Below are 17,491 nucleotides of genomic sequence, written 5' to 3' on the forward strand. Positions count from 1 at the left end.
GAACATCCACTTGCCGAGGACGATTCAATGACGCATTACACGCTGCCCGTTTCATCATCCACCGTGCATTGGGGATACTTCAGCAAGCGGGTAGAACCGCGCCTCACGCTCAAGTCGGGCGACCGCGCCACCATCGAAACGCTGACTCACCATGCCAACGACGACCACGAGCGCATGGTCGCGGGCGATCCGGGCGCAGAAAGCGTGTTCGAATGGACGCGCGAGCACAAGGCCGTCTCGCGGCGAGGCGCCGGTCCGACCGAGGGGCCGTTCCGCCTGGGCAATGGCGAAGGCCTGGGCGTGCATCTGCTGACCGGCCCCGTGGAGATCGAAGGCGCCGAACCTGGCGACGTGCTCGAAGTGCGCATCCTCGATGTCAGGCCGCGGCCGAGTTGCAGCTCGTGTCACGCGGGCAAATGCTTCGGCTCGAACGTGGCCGCGTCGTGGGGCTTTCAGTATCACGATCTGCTCGAGGAGCCGAAGCCGCGGGAAGTGGTGACCATCTTCGAACTCGATACTTCTGGCGAACCCTATGCCCGCGCGGTCTACAACTACGTGTGGACCCCGCAGACCGACCCCGATGGCATCGTGCATGCGACGATCGATTATCCCGGCGTTCAGGTCGATCACCGGCTCGTGAAGCGGCGCGAAAACATACTCTCCGACATCCGCGTACCGGCGCGCCTGCACTTCGGCACCATGGGCGTAGCGCCCGCGGAAGCGGACTACGTCAGCTCCATACCGCCGAACTACACCGGTGGCAACATCGACGACTGGCGCATTGGGCGGGGCGCGACCATGTATTACCCGGTGGCGGTGGAGGGCGCGTTATTCTCCGTGGGCGACCCGCACGCGGCGCAGGGCGACAGCGAGCTAGGCGGCACGGCTATCGAAACGTCTCTGACGGGGGACTTCGAATTCATCCTGCACAAGAAGGCGGATCTCGAAGGCACACTGCTCGAAGGGCTCACGCATCCGCTGCTCGAAACAGATCAGCAATGGTCGGTGTATGGCTTCACGTTCCCCAACTATCTGGCCGAACTCGGCACTAGCGCGCAAGTGGAAGTGGCGCAGCATGCAAGCCTCGACAAAGCCATGCGCGATGCCTTCCGCAAGCTGCGCCGCTTCCTGATGACGGTACATGGCCTGAGCGAAGACGAAGCTATCGCGCTCATGTCCGTGGCGGCGGACTTCGGCGTAACGCAGGTGGTCGACGCAAACTGGGGCGTACATGGCTCGATTCGCAAGGACGTGTTCAAGCGCTACAGGCAGCGCTGAAGCTCGCGGGATTATGGACGGCTTGCCGGCCGCGGACCGGAAGTGGCCAAGACGCTCACCGCAATGCGGCTTGCAAAGCGCATCGAATGGCAAGCTGATGCCGGACTTCCCCGATCCGTTCGATCCGCAAATCCATCTAAGCGACGATCGGCGGCGACGACACGATGGCCCGCAATTCAGGCACGGGCCGCGACAGTGCATCGAGATCCGGCTCATGGCGCCGCAACGCGTCTTCCGATCTGAATGCGTCTTCCAGCGCCTGCGAAATGTCGAGCAACCGCCCATCGCCGCGCGCGGGCCCGATCACCTGCACGCCGAACGGCATGCCGGCATGGTCGACGCCGCACGGCAGCGATAGCGCCGGATTGGTCATCAGCGAGACCAGATAAGTCAGCCCGAGCCAGCGATAGTAGGTATCGAGCGGCTTGCCGTTGATCGCTTCGAGGTGCCATTGCGACCATGGAAAAGGCGTGATGGACACGGTCGGCGAAATGATCGCGTCATAGTGCTGCATGAGCGACTGAAAGCGCCTATACAAGGTGGTCTGCAACTTGTGCGCCGAGACCGCGTCGCCGAGCGTCATCGACGCGCCCATCTCGAAGTTCGCGCGCGTATTCGGACCGAGCTGGGAAGGATCGCGCTCATACGTTTCCTTGAACTGCGCGACGAAGTTCTGCGCTCGCACTACGTCGAAGCACCAGTCGATGCCGGTCATGTCGATGCTCACCGGTTCGCACACGGCAACGTAGCGTGAGATCCTGTCGACCTTCGCGTGGAACGTCGCCCGCGATGCGTCGTCGAGCGCGCAGACGCCGAAGTCATCGGTAAAGCCGATGCGCAGTTTCGCAACATCCGTTGGCCGGTGCTGCGCCAGCGCGGCGGAACCGATGTCGTATGCCAGCGGATCGCGCGCGTCGAAGCCGGCTTGCGCCCCGAGAAGCAAGCGCGCGTCGGCGACGGTCCGGCCCATCGGGCCGCTGACGGTGATCGGCGCCCATCCAAGCTCCCGCCGGTCGGCTGGCACGAGTCCCGGCGATGGCCGCAGCCCCACGACTCCGCATAGCGCGGCAGGAATCCGCAGCGAGCCGCCGGTGTCCGAGCCGGTGCAGAGCGGCATCATGCCGGTGGCAAGCGCCGCTGCCGATCCGCCCGACGATCCGCCCGCGTTCAGCAGCGGCGCAAACGGGTTTCCCGTCGCGCCCCAGACGTCATTGCGCGTGTTCGCACCCGCGCCCATTTCCGGCGTGTTGGTCTTCGCCATCACAATCGCGCCCGCCGCGCGGATGCGCGCGACCATCGCGTTGTCTTCGTCGGGCACGTTCGAGCGATACATTGTCGAGCCGTACGTCGTCAGCACGCCCGCTGTCTCTTCCAGATCCTTGACCCCGACAGGCAAGCCGTGCAGCAAACCGAGCCGCCCGCCGCGCATGACCTCTGCTTCGGCACGGCGCGCCTCGTCGCGGGCGCGCTCGAAACAGGTCGCAGCCAACGCGTTCACGGCAGGATTGATGGCCTCCGCGCGCGCGATGCATGCTTCGAGCAGTTCGACGGGCGAGATGCTGCGCTCTTCGATCAGGCGGCGCGCATCGACGGCGGAAAGGGAGGCGAGGGAGGCGAGGGAGTCGTGCGTCATGGGCATCGGACAGGAAAGGATGAGCGATCAGGCCGCCGCTTGCGGACGCAGGCCCTGTGCGACGCACGCGATAACCGCATCGCGCGTGTTTTCCAGGTGTGCGCGCGTTTGCTCACGCACGGCGCGCGTATCGCGTGCGCGGTACGCATCGAGCAAGTCTGCATGCTCGCGGTTGTTGCTGTCCAGAATGTCACGCTTGACGTGCATCGAGAGCGATACGTAAGGCCGCGCAACGAGCGAAAGGTTCTCGACGACTTCGGCGAGGCGCGTGCCGGAGGCAGCCTTCATCAGATGCTGGTGGAAGTCCTCGTTGAGGACAGCCCACGTCTCGGACCACGATGTCGCGCACATCTCGCCGTGGACCTTCTCCGCAGCCGCGAGATCGTCCTCGCTGACATGCGCGCAGGCGCGCTCGGCCAGCATCGGCTCCAGCACCATCCGCAGTTCGTAGATCTCGTTCACGTCCGCCGCCGTGAGCGCGCGCGTGACGACGCCCTTGTTGGGATCGATCGAGACGAGCCCTTCCGCACGCAGATCGCGGAACGCTTCACGTACCGGCGTCGTGCTGACGCTCATGCGCCTGGCGATTTCTTCCTGACGAAGCCGCGTATTCGGCGGATAGACGCCATTGAGGATCTCGGCGCGCAAGGTGCCGAGCACGTATTGTTGGATCGTGCGAAAGGGCCGGTTCATGCTCGTCTCCATGAGTTATCGTTATCGCGTGCGGTGCGGCACGTCGTTCAGACGGGCAGGGCGCGTCTCTCGAACTTCAGCAGGTTCTCGATGCGCGCGGCGATGCGCAGCAGCCTCGCGTCGTCGGCGAATGCGCCGATCACCTGACAGCCGAGCGGCAGGTTAGCATCGCTCCAGCCGGAAGGCACGTTGACGGCGGGCGCGCCCATGAGGCTCCAGGGCGCGCAGAAGCGGGCGTCGCCTGTATCCGCATAGCCTCGGGGCGCCTCGCCGCTGGCCGGTATGGTCACGAGCGCGTCGCAGCCTTGCATGAGCGCGGCAGATTGCGAGCGTACCTGCGCCTGCAACAGCAACGCCTGCTGATAGCGTTCGAGCGGCATGGCCCGGCCTTCCGACAACAGCAGGCGCATGTGCTCGCTCATCAGCGCCGGCACGCGTGCCGCCACTTCGCCGATGGCGCGATACGCCTCCACCGCGAGAATCGTCAGCGTCGCTTCGCGCATCTCACGCAGGTCCGCGCCATAGTCGAGTTCGACGATGCGCACGCCGCCTTCGCTCAGCGTGCGCAGCGAGGCATCGAAGTTGTCGCGCTGATTCGGCGCGATCATGTCATCCCAGAACGGCGTACGAACGACGCCGAGCGTCAGCGTGGACGAGTCGCGCACAAAGCGGTCGCGCCAAGCCGATTCGCTTTCGACCGCCTGTGCCGCGCCATCGACGAACAACGCGTGGGCGATCGCGACATCCTCGACGGATCGCGCGAAAAACCCGACGTGATCGAGCGACGCGGCGAGCGGATGCAAGCCTTCCGTCGGCACCGCCCGATACGACGGCTTGTAGCCGACGACGCCGCAATAGGCGGCCGGCCGAATGATCGAGCCGACCGTCTGCGTGCCGATGGCGAGCGGCACGATGCCTGCCGCGACAGCCGCCGCCGATCCGCTCGACGAGCCGCCAGGCGTGTGCGCGCGGTTCCACGGGTTGACCGTGGCGGCCGGTCCGCGCCAGGCGAACTCGGTCGTCGCGGTCTTGCCGAAGACCGTGCCGCCGAGTTCACGGATGGTCGAAACGATGCGCGCGTCGCGCTCCGGCCGGTGCCCGTCGTAGGCCGGCGAGCCGTAGCTCGTCGGCATATCGGCGGTATCGGCGAGGTCCTTGACACCGATCGGAACGCCCGCAAGCGGGCGCGCAACGGCATCGCTCAGATCGTATGCGCTCGGCCGATGGACGAAGGCGCGCAGCCACGGATCGACCGCATCGGCGCGGGCCTGTGCGTCGAGCAGCGTCGCGCGCGCGGCGGCATCGTCGTTACGGTTCGCGATCAGTGTCGCGAGCAGTGACTCGTTGGATCGATTCATCGCTACTTGCTCACGGCGGCGGCGAACGTGTTGTCCACGCCGTTGGCATAGGTGATCGCGCCCGGCTTGATGTTGCCGATCGACTCCTGCAGATCGAGCGCGTTGCGGAACGCCTGCTCGGAAATGTCGGGCGTGGCCGCATAGATCTTCTGATCGATCAGCCGCTGCACCGCCGAATCGACGATCGCGGGATCGAGCGACGGAAACTCCGCGCGCGCGACGCTCTTCGCCGTATCGTGCGACTGCTGGATCAGCGCCTCGGCCTCGCCGATGGACTTCACGAACGCGGCCACCATCTTGGGCTTGGTCTTGACGGTCGAAGCGAGCGTGTCGATGGTGGAGAAAGCATAGCCCCCCGGATACGCCTTCGGGAACGCATAAACGATGCGATAACCCTGCGCGAGTCCCGTCTCCGCTTGCGGCATGTACAGCGCGGCGGCTTCCGAGCGGCCCGCAGTCACGGGCGCGAGTTCGGTGCCGATTTGCACCGTGTTCATCTTGACATCCGCCAGCTTCTGTTCGCTGATGAGCCGCTGCAGCAAATACGTGCTCGTCGAGGGCGGAAGCGCGGTGGACACGCTCTTGCCTGCCAGATCGCCGACGCCCTTGACCTTCGAGTCCTTCGGTGTGATCACCCAGACCGGCACGCCCGCGACCACGTTGGCCACGTTCACGAGCGACGCACCCTTGAGGTTGGCCAGCATGGCGGTCATCGGGTCTTGCAGCGAGAAGTCCGCATGGCCTCCGATCACCGCCGCGACGCCCGCCGCGCCGCTGCCAGCGGTCACTTTCTGCACCGCGAGACCGTTCTTCTCGAAGATGCCCTTGTCGATGGCCACGTAGAGCGGCAGATACTGAATGGACTGAAACGCCTGATAGATGACGACCGGTTCGGCAGCGCGGACGCTGGTCGCGCCGATCCCGAATGCGACCAGACATCCGGCCGCGATACTGTTGAGCAGAGCGTGGGTCTTCTTCATTTTTTCTTCCAGGAGATGATTTTCGCTTCCGCGAGTTGAACGATCCAGCTCAGAACCGAAGCCATCACGGTCAGCACGATGATGCCGAGCCAGACGGTATTGAGGTCGAAAAGCGAGCCTGCGACGAAAACCGCGTGACCCAGACCCGACTGCGACGCGATGTATTCGCCGACCACCGCGCCGATGAGCGCGAAGCCGATGTTCACGCGCAGCGTCGAGAAGATCCACGGCAGTGCGCTCGGAACGATGAGCTTGGTGAAGATCATCGAAGGCCTGGCCTTGAACGAATGGAAGAGGTTGAGCAAGTCCTTGTCGACCTCGCGCGCAGCGGCGCAGGACGAGATCATCGCGACGGCGAACGTCGAAATCGCGGCGAGCCAGATCTTCGACGAAGCATCGGAACCGAACCAGATGACGATGAGCGGCCCGAGCGCGATCTTCGGAATACTATTTAGGATCACTGATAGACCTTCCGCCACCCCCGATACGGCCGGCAGAAACCATAGCAGCAGGCCGAGCGCAATGCCGAGGCCGCTGCCGATGGCAAGACCCGCGAGCGTTTCATAGAGCGTGACCCAGGTATCGGAAACGAGCGTGCCCTGCGTCAGTCCGATAACGGCGGCTTCATAGATGCCCGACGGCGAGCCGAGCAGCTTGCCGTTGATCCAGCCGGCGCTGACGGCGAGCTGCCAGGCGACGACGAGCGCGACAACGATACCGACGACGGCGCCTGTCGTGCCGAGTTTGCGCGGTACGCGGCGTACGGCTTTCTTTTGCGCGACGCCAGTGGACAGAACGGCTTCAGTCATGCATGGCTCCTGCAAGGGTGTTGGATTGGGCGAGGTCTTGCGGGTCGCGCGACGTGACGTTTCCGCGCAGGCCGTTCCACACGCGCGCGTGATAGCCGCGGAACTCCGGCGCCTCGCGCGCCGAGACGGCGTTGCGCGGACCGTGCGTAGTGAGTTCGACCAGAACCTGATCCTCGATGCGGGCGGGACGTCCGCCCAGGAGAATGACGCGATCGCTCATTGCGATGGCTTCTTCGATGTCGTGTGTCACGAGCACGACGCTCGTGCCGCTTTGTGCACGCAACGCAATGATGTCGTCCTCGAGTGCGAGGCGCGTTTCGTAGTCGAGAGCGGAGAAGGGCTCGTCGAGCAGCACGAGCGTCGGATCGACAAGGAGCGTGCGCGTGAGCGCAACGCGTTGCCTCATGCCGCCCGACAGCGAATGCGGATAAGCATCGGCGACCGCGCCGAGGCCGTAACGCGCGAGCATCTGCCGCGCACGCGCGATATCGTCGGGCCTGACCTTGCGATACAGCTCGATGCCGAGCAGCGCATTTTGCAGTACCGTGCGCCACGGCATCATCAGGTCCTTCTGCAACATATAGGCGATGCGCCCCGGGCCACCGTCCGGACGCCTGCCGACCGATATCTCGCCGGACTGCGGCGTGAGCAGTCCCGAGATCAGATTGAACAGGGTGCTTTTGCCGGCGCCGCTTCGTCCGACGATCGACACGATCTCCCCGTGACCCACGCAGAAGTCGAGTTTGTCGAAGATGGTCACTGTCGAGCCATCGGGCGTCTTGAAGCCGTGACTGAGTTGTCGCACACGCAGCGGGGCTTGCGGTGTGTTCTCTGCCACTGGGTTCGATGTCTTCATGTTGATCCTCGCAAGGTCTCGCGCGAATTAGGCGTTTGCTGCAATGCATAATGCACAATCAAAAAAGAAAGCTGTCCTCGCCAAAATTCTTTTTCGCAGTGGGGGTGTCCATCTTCGGTGCTCGCGTGCGCGTTTCTTGAATTGCTTTCACGAAGGCGGCGAGCGAAAGGCGGGGCGTATGGACAGTGAGAAGACGACGTGACGCTGATGGCTGCACTACGTCGTTCGAATTTCGAGGAAGGGCAGGGACGAGATTTAATCGAGAGAGATTTGCCTCGGTCGCTCTAGCGCGAGCCGGCCGCGTATTAACCGCGCGGCCTCCGGCGAACGTCGCGAAGCCGGCAGTGTGAACACCTGCGCCGACTCGCGCGATTCATGTCAGTCCGCGTAGGACGGGTCTTCCTTGTCCAGAACGCGCTTCATCTCTTCGAAGTGCGCGAGGGAAAAGTCGACGATGCCTTCCCAGTCGCGCGCGGTTCTTTCGGCCACTTCGGGCGACAGCACCTTCAGAGGCTGGCCCGTGCCGTATGCGATGCACAGAATCTGGCACGCGCGTTCCAGCGTGTACATATCGTCGAACGCCTCGCCGATGCTCGCCGCAGTCACCATGACGCCGTGATTGCCCATCATCAGGCGCGACTTGTCGCCGAGCGCTGCAAGAAGACGCGCGCCCTCGGCGGCCGTGTCCGCCATGCCGCCGAACTCGCTGTCGAGCGCGACGCGGCCGTAGTAACGCGCCGTGTTCTGCTCGATAGGTTTGATCTCCGGGTCCGCGAGGCACGCGATGGCAGTCGCATGAACGGGATGCAGATGCATCGCCACACGGATATGCGGGGCGCGCCGGTGAAGCTGGCCGTGAATCGCCCACGCGGTGGCATCGACATCGCGGCGGCCCGCGAGATCTTCGCTGTCTTCGGCATCGAGGAGCAGCAGATCGCTTGCCCGGATGCGCGAGAAGTGAACCCACTTCGGGTTCATCAGAAACTTGCGTCCGTCCGGCGACACCGCCGCGCTGAAATGATTGGCGACCGCTTCATGCATGCCGAGCTTTGCGAAGCAACGGAAGGCGGCGGCGAGGTCGATGCGCAACTGGCGCTCATTCGTGTTCATGGCTGTGTATTGTCAAGAGGGAGGAAATGCGCGATCCGATGGGCGTTTGCCGCGAGCGTCGGCGTCATCGAATATATGCACGCGTGTCGATGCGCGTGTCGATGCGCGTGTCGATGCAATGGGCATCACGCGCCGTCGCCCGACCAGAACGCGTTGCGGTCCAGATAGTTTTGCAGGAACTGTGTAAGGCGCGGGTTCTTCGACTCGCGAAACACCTGTCGCGGCGGGCCTGACACGGTGATACGGCCTGCATCGATGAAGGCGACCGTGTCCGCCACTTGCGCGGCGAATCCCATTTCATGCGTCACGACGGCCATCGTCATGCCGTCGCGGGCGAGCTGCTTCATCACCTGCAGCACTTCGCCGACGAGTTCGGGATCGAGCGCGGACGTGGGTTCGTCGAACAGCATGATGTGCGGCTCCATGGCGAGTGCGCGCGCAATCGCGACGCGCTGCTGCTGCCCACCCGACAGGCGCGACGGATACGCGTCCGCCTTGCCCGACAGACCGACCAGCTCCAGCATGCGGCCCGCCTGCGCGGCGGCCTTCGCCTTCGGAAAACCGCGAACGCGCTGCAACGCTTCCATGACGTTGCCGAGCACGGTCATGTGCGGCCAGAGGTTGAACTGCTGAAACACCATGCCGACATTGCGCCGCGTGTGTTGCAGCTCGCTTGCGGTGGCGCGCACGCGCTTGCCGCCGCGCTCGGTATAGCCGAGCAATTGGCCTTCGATACGCACCTCGCCATGATCGTAGGTCTCGAGTCCGGCGAGACAGCGCAGCAGCGTGCTCTTGCCCGACCCCGACGGCCCAATGATGCACAGGACTTCGGACTTGCGGATGGTCAGATCGATGCCGCGAAGAATGTCGGTGGAAGCGAAGCGCTTGTACAAGCCCTTCGCGTCGACGAGCGGCTCGGCGGCTGCGCCGCTGAGAACAGGCGCGGGTTCGGCGATGATGAGCGTCATGGATTCCTCGATACCTTCAGGCGAGAAAGCGCGTCATGCGCTTTTCGGCCCAGTTACCCGCCGCGGTCGCCAGCTCGACGAGCAGCAGATAGCAGGCGCACAGCACGAGCAGCGTTTGAACATAGGCGAACGTCGCGGAGCCGATACCCGTGAGCACGAACGTCAGCTCGGGCACGGTCACGACCGACAGCACGGCCGTTTCCTTGCTCAGCACGATGGTCATATTCGAAAGCGCGGGAAGAATCAGCGCCAGCATCTGCGGCAACTGAATGCGCCAGACCGCCTGCATGCGCGTGAGGCCGAGACACGCCGCCGCTTCGAGATGCCCCTTCGGCACCGACGCGAAACCGCCGCGAAACACTTCGGCGAAGTATGCGCCGCCATACACGGTGAGAGCGAGGACGCCGGCCATCGCAGGCGTGAGCGTCAGTCCGAATGACGGGCCGCCGTAGTAGAGCAAAAACAGCTGCACGAGAAACGGCGTGCCGCGAAACAGCTCGACATACACGCGCAGCAACGCTCGCACGAAGCGCCCGCCGAGTTGCTGCGTGAGCGCCACGACGAAGCCGAGCATCGCACCCAGCAGCACGCTGACGAGCCACATCCACAGCGTGGTCGCGAAGCCCGCGCCGATCTGCGACAGGTTATGCGTGATGGCGGAGAGGTCGAAGTGAGGCACGGAACGAATCCTGTCGTCGATGTGGCGGTCAGGCTGCGAGACGCCGTTCGGCGGAATGCGCGACCCATGCCAGCCCGCCGCAGATGCAGAAATAGATCAGGCCGGCGGCGGCATATGCTTCCATCGGCTGATAGGTGCTGGCGGCGACGTTCTGCGCCGTGCGCGTGACCTCCGCGACACCCACCACCGAAATCAGCGACGACGCCTTGATGAGCAGCACCATTTCGTTGACGAGCGAGGGCAGCGTCGAGCGCACGACCTGCGGAATCTGGATGCGCACGAGCCGGTCGAACGGCGACAGGCCGAGCATGACGGCCGCTTCGTTCTGACCGGGCGGCAGACTGGCGAAGCCGCCCCGCAGAATCTCCGCGATATACGCCGCCGCGCATAACGACACCGCGCTGATGGCCGCGATCAACGGCGGCGCGTTGATGCCGATGAACGGCAGCAGGTAGTACACGAGCAGCAGTTGCACGAGGAGGGGCACGCCGCGAAACACGCGCACGTACACGACCGCGGCGACATGCAGCCCGTGCTTCGCGGAGAGATTCGCCGCACACACGGCCAGCGCAATGACGAAGCCGATGACCAGGCCCGCCGCCGATACCCCCAGCGTCGTCAGCGCCGCGTGCTGCAGCAGCGGAAGGGCTGCGGTGAAGGCCTCGATGCTGAACATATCGCGCGCTTCAGTACGCGGGCGTGGGCATCACGGCGGGCAGATCCACGGCCACGCCGAACCATTTCTTCTGCAGGCTCGCGAGCTCGCCGTTTTTGCCGAGCGTCGCGAGGGCATCGTTGAATGCGGCGTTGAGCGACTGACTGTCGGCGTCCTTGCGCATGCAATAGGCGAAGTACACCGCCGAGCCGAACGGCGGCTGCACGACGGCGAAAACATTCGGGCGTTGCTTCGCGACGTATGCGATGTTCGTCAGCGAGTTGGCGACCGCGTTCAGGCGACCGGAAGCGAGGTCCGCATAGGCCTGATTGTTATCGACGTACTCGCGCACGGTGACGCCCGGCTTGAGCGTCTCTGCATAGGTCTTGAGTTGTGCGTTCTGTGCGCTGCTCTTCTGCGCGCCGACGGTCTTGCCCGCGATGTCCGCGCTCTTCGTGATACTGGCGTCGTTCGCGCGCTTGAGAAGGGCATCGGTGGCATCGGCGATAGGCGAAGTGAAGGCGTAGCGCTCCATGCGCGCCTTTGTGACGGTGAGCGGGCCCGCGACCATGTCGAACTTGCCCGCGTCCAGCCCGGGTAACACGCTGTCCCACGGCAGATCGATGAAGCGCACCTTCACGCCGATGATCTTGCCGACCGCGGCGAACAGGTCCTTGTTGAAGCCCGCCTGTTGACCGTTCTCGATGAAGTCGAACGGCGCGAACTGCATCTCGGTGCCGACGGCAAGTTCGCCCTGTTTCTTGACACGCGAAAGCAGGTCGTCCGCATGCGCGGACACGCTGCCCGCGGCGAACATGACTGCGAGGAGATAGCGTTTCCAGTGTTTGATCGCGTTCATCGATATGCCCTGTGAGATGGTTTCGCGCCGTCCTGCAGCGCCACGAGGCATAAGTTATCTCGCCGATTAACTCGGAAAAATATTGTTTATCGATGTAATGCAAAGGCATTGGCTATCGACGGGCAAGATGGTGAGTCATCGATGTGCATGATGCGCCGACGTGGCGACCCTTTGCACCAGTGCGGCGTGGATTACGATTGTCGCTTAGATCCAGAGGTTCAGTCGTGCATTGACTTTGATTGACATAATATCAATTAGCGTCGCTCGGACTTATTGTCTGAACATTTGACTACAAGCCGCTCGTGGGTCACGCCTCTCTGGATTCGCTCATGCACGACCTTGGCTATGTCCTGTTATCTGCCGCGTCCCAATCTACCATCGGTCCCGGCGTATCGAACTGGAATCGTGATCGCAATTCAGGATGGGCCATTCCTTGGTTCAATACAGCCATGCCGCCTATTTGCTGCAAGACTTCGTTAGTAATGGGCGAGGCATCATCGTCATCAGCACCAAGCGGCAGGTTCATCGCAAAACCACGCGATGTCTGTCGGTCAATCGCACTTCGGACTTCAGCAAGTGGCACGGTGCATAACTGGAGTTGACGAGTGGTTTCGTTATAAAACACGATCGTGGCGCGGGGCAATTTGGACATCAGAATCCTCTACAGCGTTGATAGTTCAGAAACGCATGCTCCTTGCAAACGGCCAACGCGCGCAAGTTCTGCGTCATGGCTCTAACCGCATCGCATTGATCTAGCTCATACTCGTAAGTCGAGTAACACTCCGCTTCATCGAACTCACTGACACCTCGGGCTGCCACGTCGGATATATCACTCAACGATGAGTCATCCGAATACTCAAACGGCGATGCGTCGCCGAGCGGACTTTCGTCTCCAAAGCTCCTCGCCAGCGCGCTATGACCGTTCGATTCGGAATCAGCGGTGGCAGTCGCTGCCACCGTCATCATAATGCCAGCGAACATGGAGCCGCCCTCTGTCAACGGAGTGGCGATGCGGCCGTCAGGCAACACATCGCCAGGCTTTGATCGGAAAATCGCAAGTCCATCTTCGGCTGGCAGTTTCTCCCACCGCTGGGCAACACGGCCGAGCGAACGGTTTAAGCTCTCCGGCGCGGCTCTGCGATGAAGTTGCGATGGCGTCACGGTCGCATAGTAAGGGCGCGGTGATTGCTCTGCTGGACCTATCCCGCTTGCCTGTCGCGACTGGCGCGGAGAAGATATGGCCACAATGTTGCCACTTGCAACCCCTTGCTTCAGTCGACGCAAGACTTCCGAGGGATGGGTGTCTGGCGACAAGTATCCGTCGCTCGTATGTCTGCCCAGGAACCTGCGCAGGCTGTCCGACCCGTCTACCGACAGGTGAAGTGTCTGAGCTGATTCGATCGCTCGGCGGGCCTGGAAGTCGCCGAATTTTCTCGATTCGTTGCGTGAATACAGGGCGACGTCAACGAATCCGATTGATAACCGACAAGCCATACCTATTCCCACCGTCTAGATTTTTCCGCATGCTTCGCTCGTGTGCCCGCTTACCCAGTATTCCGTTATGCTAATCAATGTAGGACCATCCATTGCGTTTGCTGCGCCGAATCGAAAGCGCGACCGCTGTCCATGAGCTTTCCTGCACCCTCTTTAGAAGCCATACTCAATGGCACATAGAGCGTGTTTCGATGCTGGGCTGTTAGCTCTGACTAGGGAATACGTAAAGTCCGAGATGTTGCCAGCAAACGACAAGGAAGCCCCTGAGTCGGGCATGTGAAGGCGGAAGACAGTTAGTTGCCTCTCTTTGACTCGATCGTGTCGGCAAGCGCAACGGGTTTGGCCGGGGTCCGGACGAACGCATGGAACCGAGCGCCGGCCAGCGCGTGCTCGGCTGTCGGCAGTACGTTCGGCTTACAGAAGTCGATCAGGGCGCCGTCTGAAGAAACAGCGTGAATCCACCCAGCAGGACATCAAGGCGACCCCGTTGGCGCTGCAGCAGCAGAAGCGCCGCGTGCAGTCGATCAAGAGCGAGTCAGCGGCCCGCAACCGGTAACGCGCCGTGCTTCATCGCCCTGCCCGTTCAGATGCCTTGCTTCAACGCTGCGTTGCGATGGCTCGCATATCTCAATCGGACAGTTTTAATGAGCCAGACATCGGACATTTGTACTTCGGCCGTGACATTATGTGGAGGTCCTAAGTTCGAATGTCGCGTTCTGCCAAGTCGAGACGTCGGGTGTTGACTCGTTGGCAAGTTGATTGCCTTGGCGCTTCGTGCGCTCGACATCATTGGCAGTGTTATATCAGCCGCTCAATGTCGCTGCACTTCACAGCGAGCGAGTCACTTTCAGCTACTTCAAAGCCACGCCTGAATCGATCGAGCAGCACGGCAAGCGAGGCGCGTTCTAGAACGATCGCGCGAGCGTGTTTCGCATCACCCGGGCGAACCGGACTGGCGACAGACGACGACGCGGCGCGGCCGGCCCATGTACGACATGCACTGCGCGACCCCGCGACAAAGCCCCGCGCAACAAGACCGCCGGGCTTCCCGATCGACCCGATTCACGCCGACCCCGCTCGCTCCACAGGACGCGGTTCCCTCAACTTGTTCGCCACGCGCGCGGCTTCGAAATACGATGCGTTAGGCGGACGCTTCAGATATTGCCCCGCGCCGCGCACCGCGCGCAGATCGCCATCGGTCCATGCGAGCGCGCCGCGCGTGAGCGTATGCGTCGCCACGCCCTGCACCGTCATGCCCTCGAAGACATTGAAGTCCACTTGCTGATGATGCGTCTTCACCGATATCGTGCGGGAAGCCTGCGGATCCCAGACCACCAGGTCCGCATCGGCGCCAACCTGAACCGCGCCCTTGCGCGGATACAGATTGAAAATCTGCGCCGCATTCGTCGATGTCACGCGCACGAACTCGTTCGGCGTGAGACGCCCCATATTCACGCCGTGATGCCACAGCACGGCCATGCGATCTTCCACGCCGCCGCAACCGTTCGGGATTTTCGTGAAGTCTTCGCGTCCCATCGCCTTCTGCGACGCGCAGAAGACGCAGTGATCCGTCGCCGTGGTATGCAACTGGCCCGATTGCAGCCCGCGCCACAACGCCTCGCGATGCTCGCTCGTGCGGAACGGCGGGCTCATCACGTGCGCAGCAGCGCGCGTCCAGTCGGGATCGCGGTACACGGATTCATCGATCACGAGATGGCCCGGCAGCACTTCGCCGAATACGCGCAGGCCGTCGTTGCGCGCCTTCGCGATGACACCGACCGCATCTTTCGCCGACACATGCACGATGTAAAGCGGCACGCCCAGCACCTGTGCAATGCGGATCGCGCGATTGGCCGCCTCGCCCTCCACTTCGGGCGGACGCGAGAGCGGATGCGCTTCCGGTCCCGTGAAGCCCTTGGCAAGCAACTGCTTCTGCAACTGGAACACGAGCTCGCCGTTTTCCGCATGCACGGTCGGCAACGCGCCCAGTTCGAGCGAGCGCGTGAAGCTGTTCACCAGCACTTCGTCGTCGGCCATGATCGCGTTCTTGTAGGCCATGAAGTGCTTGAAGCTCGACACGCCGTGTTCGTGTACGAGCAGGCCCATGTCGCGATGCACGGACTCATCCCACCATGTCACGGCCACATGAAAGCCGTAATCCGCCGATGCCTTCTCCGCCCAGCCGCGCCATTCCCTGAACGCGTCCATGAGCGGCTGCTTCGGGCTCGGAATCACGAAGTCGATGATGCTCGTCGTGCCGCCCGACAATCCCGCCGCAGTGCCGCTGTAGAAGTCGTCGCTGGCGGTCGTGCCCATGAACGGCAGTTCCATGTGCGTATGCGGATCGATGCCGCCGGGCATGACGTACTGGCCGCCTGCATCGACGATCTGCGTGTCGGCGGGAACATCGAGGTCCTGGCCGATGGCGAGTATCGTGCCTCCCGCTTGCGGATAGGCGCACAGCACATCGGCGCGATAAGTGCGGTCCGCGTCGATGACGGTGCCGCCGCGAATGAGAATAGGCATGTGTCGTCCTCCGTTGATGTTCAAGCGCTCAGCATGTCGGCACGCGGGCTGCCGCGCAGTTTCATCCACGATCCATACACGAGCGCGGCCAGCACGAGGCCGACGAACCACGCATACGTGTAGACCGTGTTGAAGAACGCGGGCACGTTGGGAAAGGAAGCGGGGAATGCGGTATGCAGGAACCCGGGCAGATTCGGCAACACGCCGACGAGTAGCGCGACGACTGCGGCGATGTTCCAGCCGCCGTGATACGAGTACTCGCCCTCTTCCTCGAACAACTCGCGATGATCGAGCCGCGTGCCGCGAATGAAGAAGTAATCGACCATCATGATGCCCGCGACCGGCCCGAGCAACGCCGAGTAGCCGACGAGCCACGTGAAGATATAGCCCTGCGTGGTGGCGAGAATCTTCCACGGCATCATGACGATGGCGATGGTCGCCGTGATCATGCCGCCCGCGCGATACGAAATGCCCTTCGGCCACAGGCTCGAAAAGTCATACGCGGGTCCGACAAGGTTGGCCGCGAGATTGCAGCACATGGTATCGAGCGTGAGAATGACGAGCGCGACGCCCACGCCGATGCCCGTCATGCGGCTCGTGAGATCGATCGGGTCCCAGATCGCCTTGCCGTAGATCACCACCGTCGCGGACGTCACGACCACGGAGATGACGGAGAGCAGCGCCATCGGCAGCGGCAGGCCGATCGACTGTCCGACCATCTGATCGCGCTGCGTGCGTGCGAAGCGCGTGAAGTCGGGAATGTTGAGCGCGAGCGTCGCCCAGAAGCCGACCATGGCGGTGAGGCCGGGCCAGAACGTCGCCCAGAACATGCCCTCCTTCTTGCCGCCGGCGACGAACTGGGACGGTGCCGAGAGCATCGAACCGATGCCGCCCGCCTTCGAGGTCGCCCACCATACGAGCGCCACGCACATCACCACCTTGATCGGCGCTGACCAGCTTTCCAGCCAGCGAATCGAATCGGTGCCATGCCAGATGAAGTAGAGTTGCAGCGCCCAGAAGAACAGAAAGCAGCCGAGCTGCCCGACGGAGATGTCGGTGAGCGGCAACGCCGCGCCGTGCAGCGCATTGCCCGTGAGGATGTTCAGCAGCGTATAGATCGCGCTGCCGCCCAGCCAAGTCTGAATGCCGTACCAGCCGCACGCGACGATCGCGCGCAAGAGCGCCGGCAGCTTCGCGCCCTGCGTGCCGAAAGACGAACGCACGAGCACCGCGTAGGGAATGCCGTGCTTCGCGCCGGCATGGCCGATCAGAAGCATCGGCACCAGCACGATCACGTTGCCGAGCAGCACGGTCATCACCGCCTGCCACGGCGACATGCCCTGATCGGTGAGTCCCGCAGCCAGCATGTACGACGCGATGTTCATCACCATGCCGACCCACAACGCCGCGAAGTGATACCACTTCCACGTCCGTTGCGCCGGGCCGGTCGGCGCAAGATCGTCGTTGTAAAGGCTGCTCGCTTCGACGTTACGCGCTGTCTGATTCATCGGATGCACTCCGCTTAAGTGTTCGCCGCGCCATCGCATCTTCGCGCGATGTGCGCGGCGGGGTCAATGACGAGCGCTGCGTGTG

General features: G+C 63.0%; 16 protein-coding genes. 1 reads left to right on the forward strand and 15 read right to left on the reverse strand.

The genetic code is table 11. The annotated features are described in order from the left end of the window. Positions 1 to 27: 27 nt before the first annotated feature. The gene (locus NCR35_RS26555) at positions 28 to 1,278 is read left to right on the forward strand and encodes an acetamidase/formamidase family protein (protein WP_250536896.1); all 1,251 of its coding nucleotides are present in this window, start codon (positions 28 to 30) and stop codon (positions 1,276 to 1,278) included. Between the two features lie 136 nt (positions 1,279 to 1,414). Here NCR35_RS26555 and NCR35_RS26560 read toward each other — a convergent pair whose 3' ends face one another. The 15 genes from NCR35_RS26560 to NCR35_RS26630 form a co-directional block, all read right to left on the reverse strand. Continuing rightward, on the reverse strand, positions 1,415 to 2,911 hold the full coding sequence (locus NCR35_RS26560) for an amidase (RefSeq protein WP_250536897.1): 1,497 nt from the start codon (positions 2,909 to 2,911) through the stop codon (positions 1,415 to 1,417). 27 nt (positions 2,912 to 2,938) lie between these two features. Continuing rightward, positions 2,939 to 3,604, reverse strand: a complete 666-nt coding sequence (locus NCR35_RS26565) for a GntR family transcriptional regulator (protein ID WP_250536898.1) — start codon at positions 3,602 to 3,604, stop codon at positions 2,939 to 2,941. A 47-nt stretch (positions 3,605 to 3,651) separates the two neighbouring features. Then, positions 3,652 to 4,962: an amidase gene (locus tag NCR35_RS26570; RefSeq protein ID WP_250536899.1), complete on the reverse strand. Its 1,311-nt coding sequence runs from the start codon at positions 4,960 to 4,962 to the stop codon at positions 3,652 to 3,654. Between the two features lie 2 nt (positions 4,963 to 4,964). Continuing rightward, on the reverse strand, positions 4,965 to 5,942 hold the full coding sequence (locus tag NCR35_RS26575; RefSeq protein WP_250536900.1) for an ABC transporter substrate-binding protein: 978 nt from the start codon (positions 5,940 to 5,942) through the stop codon (positions 4,965 to 4,967). Beyond that, complete coding sequence (locus NCR35_RS26580) at positions 5,939 to 6,751, reverse strand: ABC transporter permease (protein ID WP_250536901.1); 813 nt, start codon at positions 6,749 to 6,751, stop codon at positions 5,939 to 5,941. Before NCR35_RS26580 ends, NCR35_RS26575 begins: the two co-directional genes overlap by 4 nt. After that, positions 6,744 to 7,607, reverse strand: coding sequence for an ABC transporter ATP-binding protein (locus NCR35_RS26585; RefSeq protein ID WP_250536902.1), 864 nt, complete (start codon positions 7,605 to 7,607; stop codon positions 6,744 to 6,746). Before NCR35_RS26585 ends, NCR35_RS26580 begins: the two co-directional genes overlap by 8 nt. Positions 7,608 to 7,985: 378 nt before the next feature. Then, a complete protein-coding gene (locus NCR35_RS26590; protein WP_244851602.1) occupies positions 7,986 to 8,717 on the reverse strand; it encodes a class II aldolase and adducin N-terminal domain-containing protein in 732 nt (243 codons plus the stop codon). Between the two features lie 125 nt (positions 8,718 to 8,842). Then, on the reverse strand, positions 8,843 to 9,685 hold the full coding sequence (locus NCR35_RS26595) for an amino acid ABC transporter ATP-binding protein (protein WP_250536903.1): 843 nt from the start codon (positions 9,683 to 9,685) through the stop codon (positions 8,843 to 8,845). A gap of 16 nt (positions 9,686 to 9,701) precedes the next feature. Further along, positions 9,702 to 10,364, reverse strand: a complete 663-nt coding sequence (locus NCR35_RS26600) for an amino acid ABC transporter permease (protein WP_250536904.1) — start codon at positions 10,362 to 10,364, stop codon at positions 9,702 to 9,704. A gap of 28 nt (positions 10,365 to 10,392) precedes the next feature. Then, entirely contained in the window at positions 10,393 to 11,040 is a 648-nt protein-coding gene (locus NCR35_RS26605) for an amino acid ABC transporter permease (RefSeq protein WP_250536905.1), read from the reverse strand. Positions 11,041 to 11,050: 10 nt separating this feature from the next. Then, on the reverse strand, positions 11,051 to 11,878 hold the full coding sequence (locus tag NCR35_RS26610; protein ID WP_502801727.1) for a transporter substrate-binding domain-containing protein: 828 nt from the start codon (positions 11,876 to 11,878) through the stop codon (positions 11,051 to 11,053). Between the two features lie 343 nt (positions 11,879 to 12,221). Beyond that, positions 12,222 to 12,530: a hypothetical protein gene (locus NCR35_RS26615; RefSeq protein WP_250536906.1), complete on the reverse strand. Its 309-nt coding sequence runs from the start codon at positions 12,528 to 12,530 to the stop codon at positions 12,222 to 12,224. Next, complete coding sequence (locus NCR35_RS26620) at positions 12,530 to 13,192, reverse strand: hypothetical protein (RefSeq protein ID WP_250536907.1); 663 nt, start codon at positions 13,190 to 13,192, stop codon at positions 12,530 to 12,532. The genes NCR35_RS26615 and NCR35_RS26620 overlap by 1 nt, the downstream gene beginning before the upstream one ends. A gap of 1,242 nt (positions 13,193 to 14,434) precedes the next feature. Then, positions 14,435 to 15,898: a dihydropyrimidinase gene (gene hydA, locus NCR35_RS26625; RefSeq protein ID WP_250536908.1), complete on the reverse strand. Its 1,464-nt coding sequence runs from the start codon at positions 15,896 to 15,898 to the stop codon at positions 14,435 to 14,437. 20 nt (positions 15,899 to 15,918) lie between these two features. After that, positions 15,919 to 17,406, reverse strand: a complete 1,488-nt coding sequence (locus tag NCR35_RS26630) for an NCS1 family nucleobase:cation symporter-1 (RefSeq protein ID WP_250536909.1) — start codon at positions 17,404 to 17,406, stop codon at positions 15,919 to 15,921. Positions 17,407 to 17,491: the final 85 nt, after the last annotated feature.

It is taken from the genome of Caballeronia sp. AZ10_KS36 (genome assembly GCF_023631105.1).
Classification (GTDB): domain Bacteria; phylum Pseudomonadota; class Gammaproteobacteria; order Burkholderiales; family Burkholderiaceae; genus Caballeronia.

Coding starts and splice junctions, on each gene's coding strand:
- NCR35_RS26585 (WP_250536902.1), bottom strand. CDS start 7,607: ATGAAGACATCGAACCCAGTGGCAGAGAACACACCGCAAGCCCCGCTG.
- NCR35_RS26560 (WP_250536897.1), bottom strand. CDS start 2,911: ATGACGCACGACTCCCTCGCCTCCCTCGCCTCCCTTTCCGCCGTCGAT.
- NCR35_RS26595 (WP_250536903.1), bottom strand. CDS start 9,685: ATGACGCTCATCATCGCCGAACCCGCGCCTGTTCTCAGCGGCGCAGCC.
- NCR35_RS26590 (WP_244851602.1), bottom strand. CDS start 8,717: ATGAACACGAATGAGCGCCAGTTGCGCATCGACCTCGCCGCCGCCTTC.
- NCR35_RS26575 (WP_250536900.1), bottom strand. CDS start 5,942: ATGAAGAAGACCCACGCTCTGCTCAACAGTATCGCGGCCGGATGTCTG.
- NCR35_RS26605 (WP_250536905.1), bottom strand. CDS start 11,040: ATGTTCAGCATCGAGGCCTTCACCGCAGCCCTTCCGCTGCTGCAGCAC.
- NCR35_RS26630 (WP_250536909.1), bottom strand. CDS start 17,406: ATGAATCAGACAGCGCGTAACGTCGAAGCGAGCAGCCTTTACAACGAC.
- NCR35_RS26615 (WP_250536906.1), bottom strand. CDS start 12,530: ATGTCCAAATTGCCCCGCGCCACGATCGTGTTTTATAACGAAACCACT.
- NCR35_RS26570 (WP_250536899.1), bottom strand. CDS start 4,962: ATGAATCGATCCAACGAGTCACTGCTCGCGACACTGATCGCGAACCGT.
- NCR35_RS26610 (WP_502801727.1), bottom strand. CDS start 11,878: ATGAACGCGATCAAACACTGGAAACGCTATCTCCTCGCAGTCATGTTC.
- NCR35_RS26565 (WP_250536898.1), bottom strand. CDS start 3,604: ATGAACCGGCCCTTTCGCACGATCCAACAATACGTGCTCGGCACCTTG.
- hydA (WP_250536908.1), bottom strand. CDS start 15,898: ATGCCTATTCTCATTCGCGGCGGCACCGTCATCGACGCGGACCGCACT.
- NCR35_RS26555 (WP_250536896.1), top strand. CDS start 28: ATGACGCATTACACGCTGCCCGTTTCATCATCCACCGTGCATTGGGGA.
- NCR35_RS26580 (WP_250536901.1), bottom strand. CDS start 6,751: ATGACTGAAGCCGTTCTGTCCACTGGCGTCGCGCAAAAGAAAGCCGTA.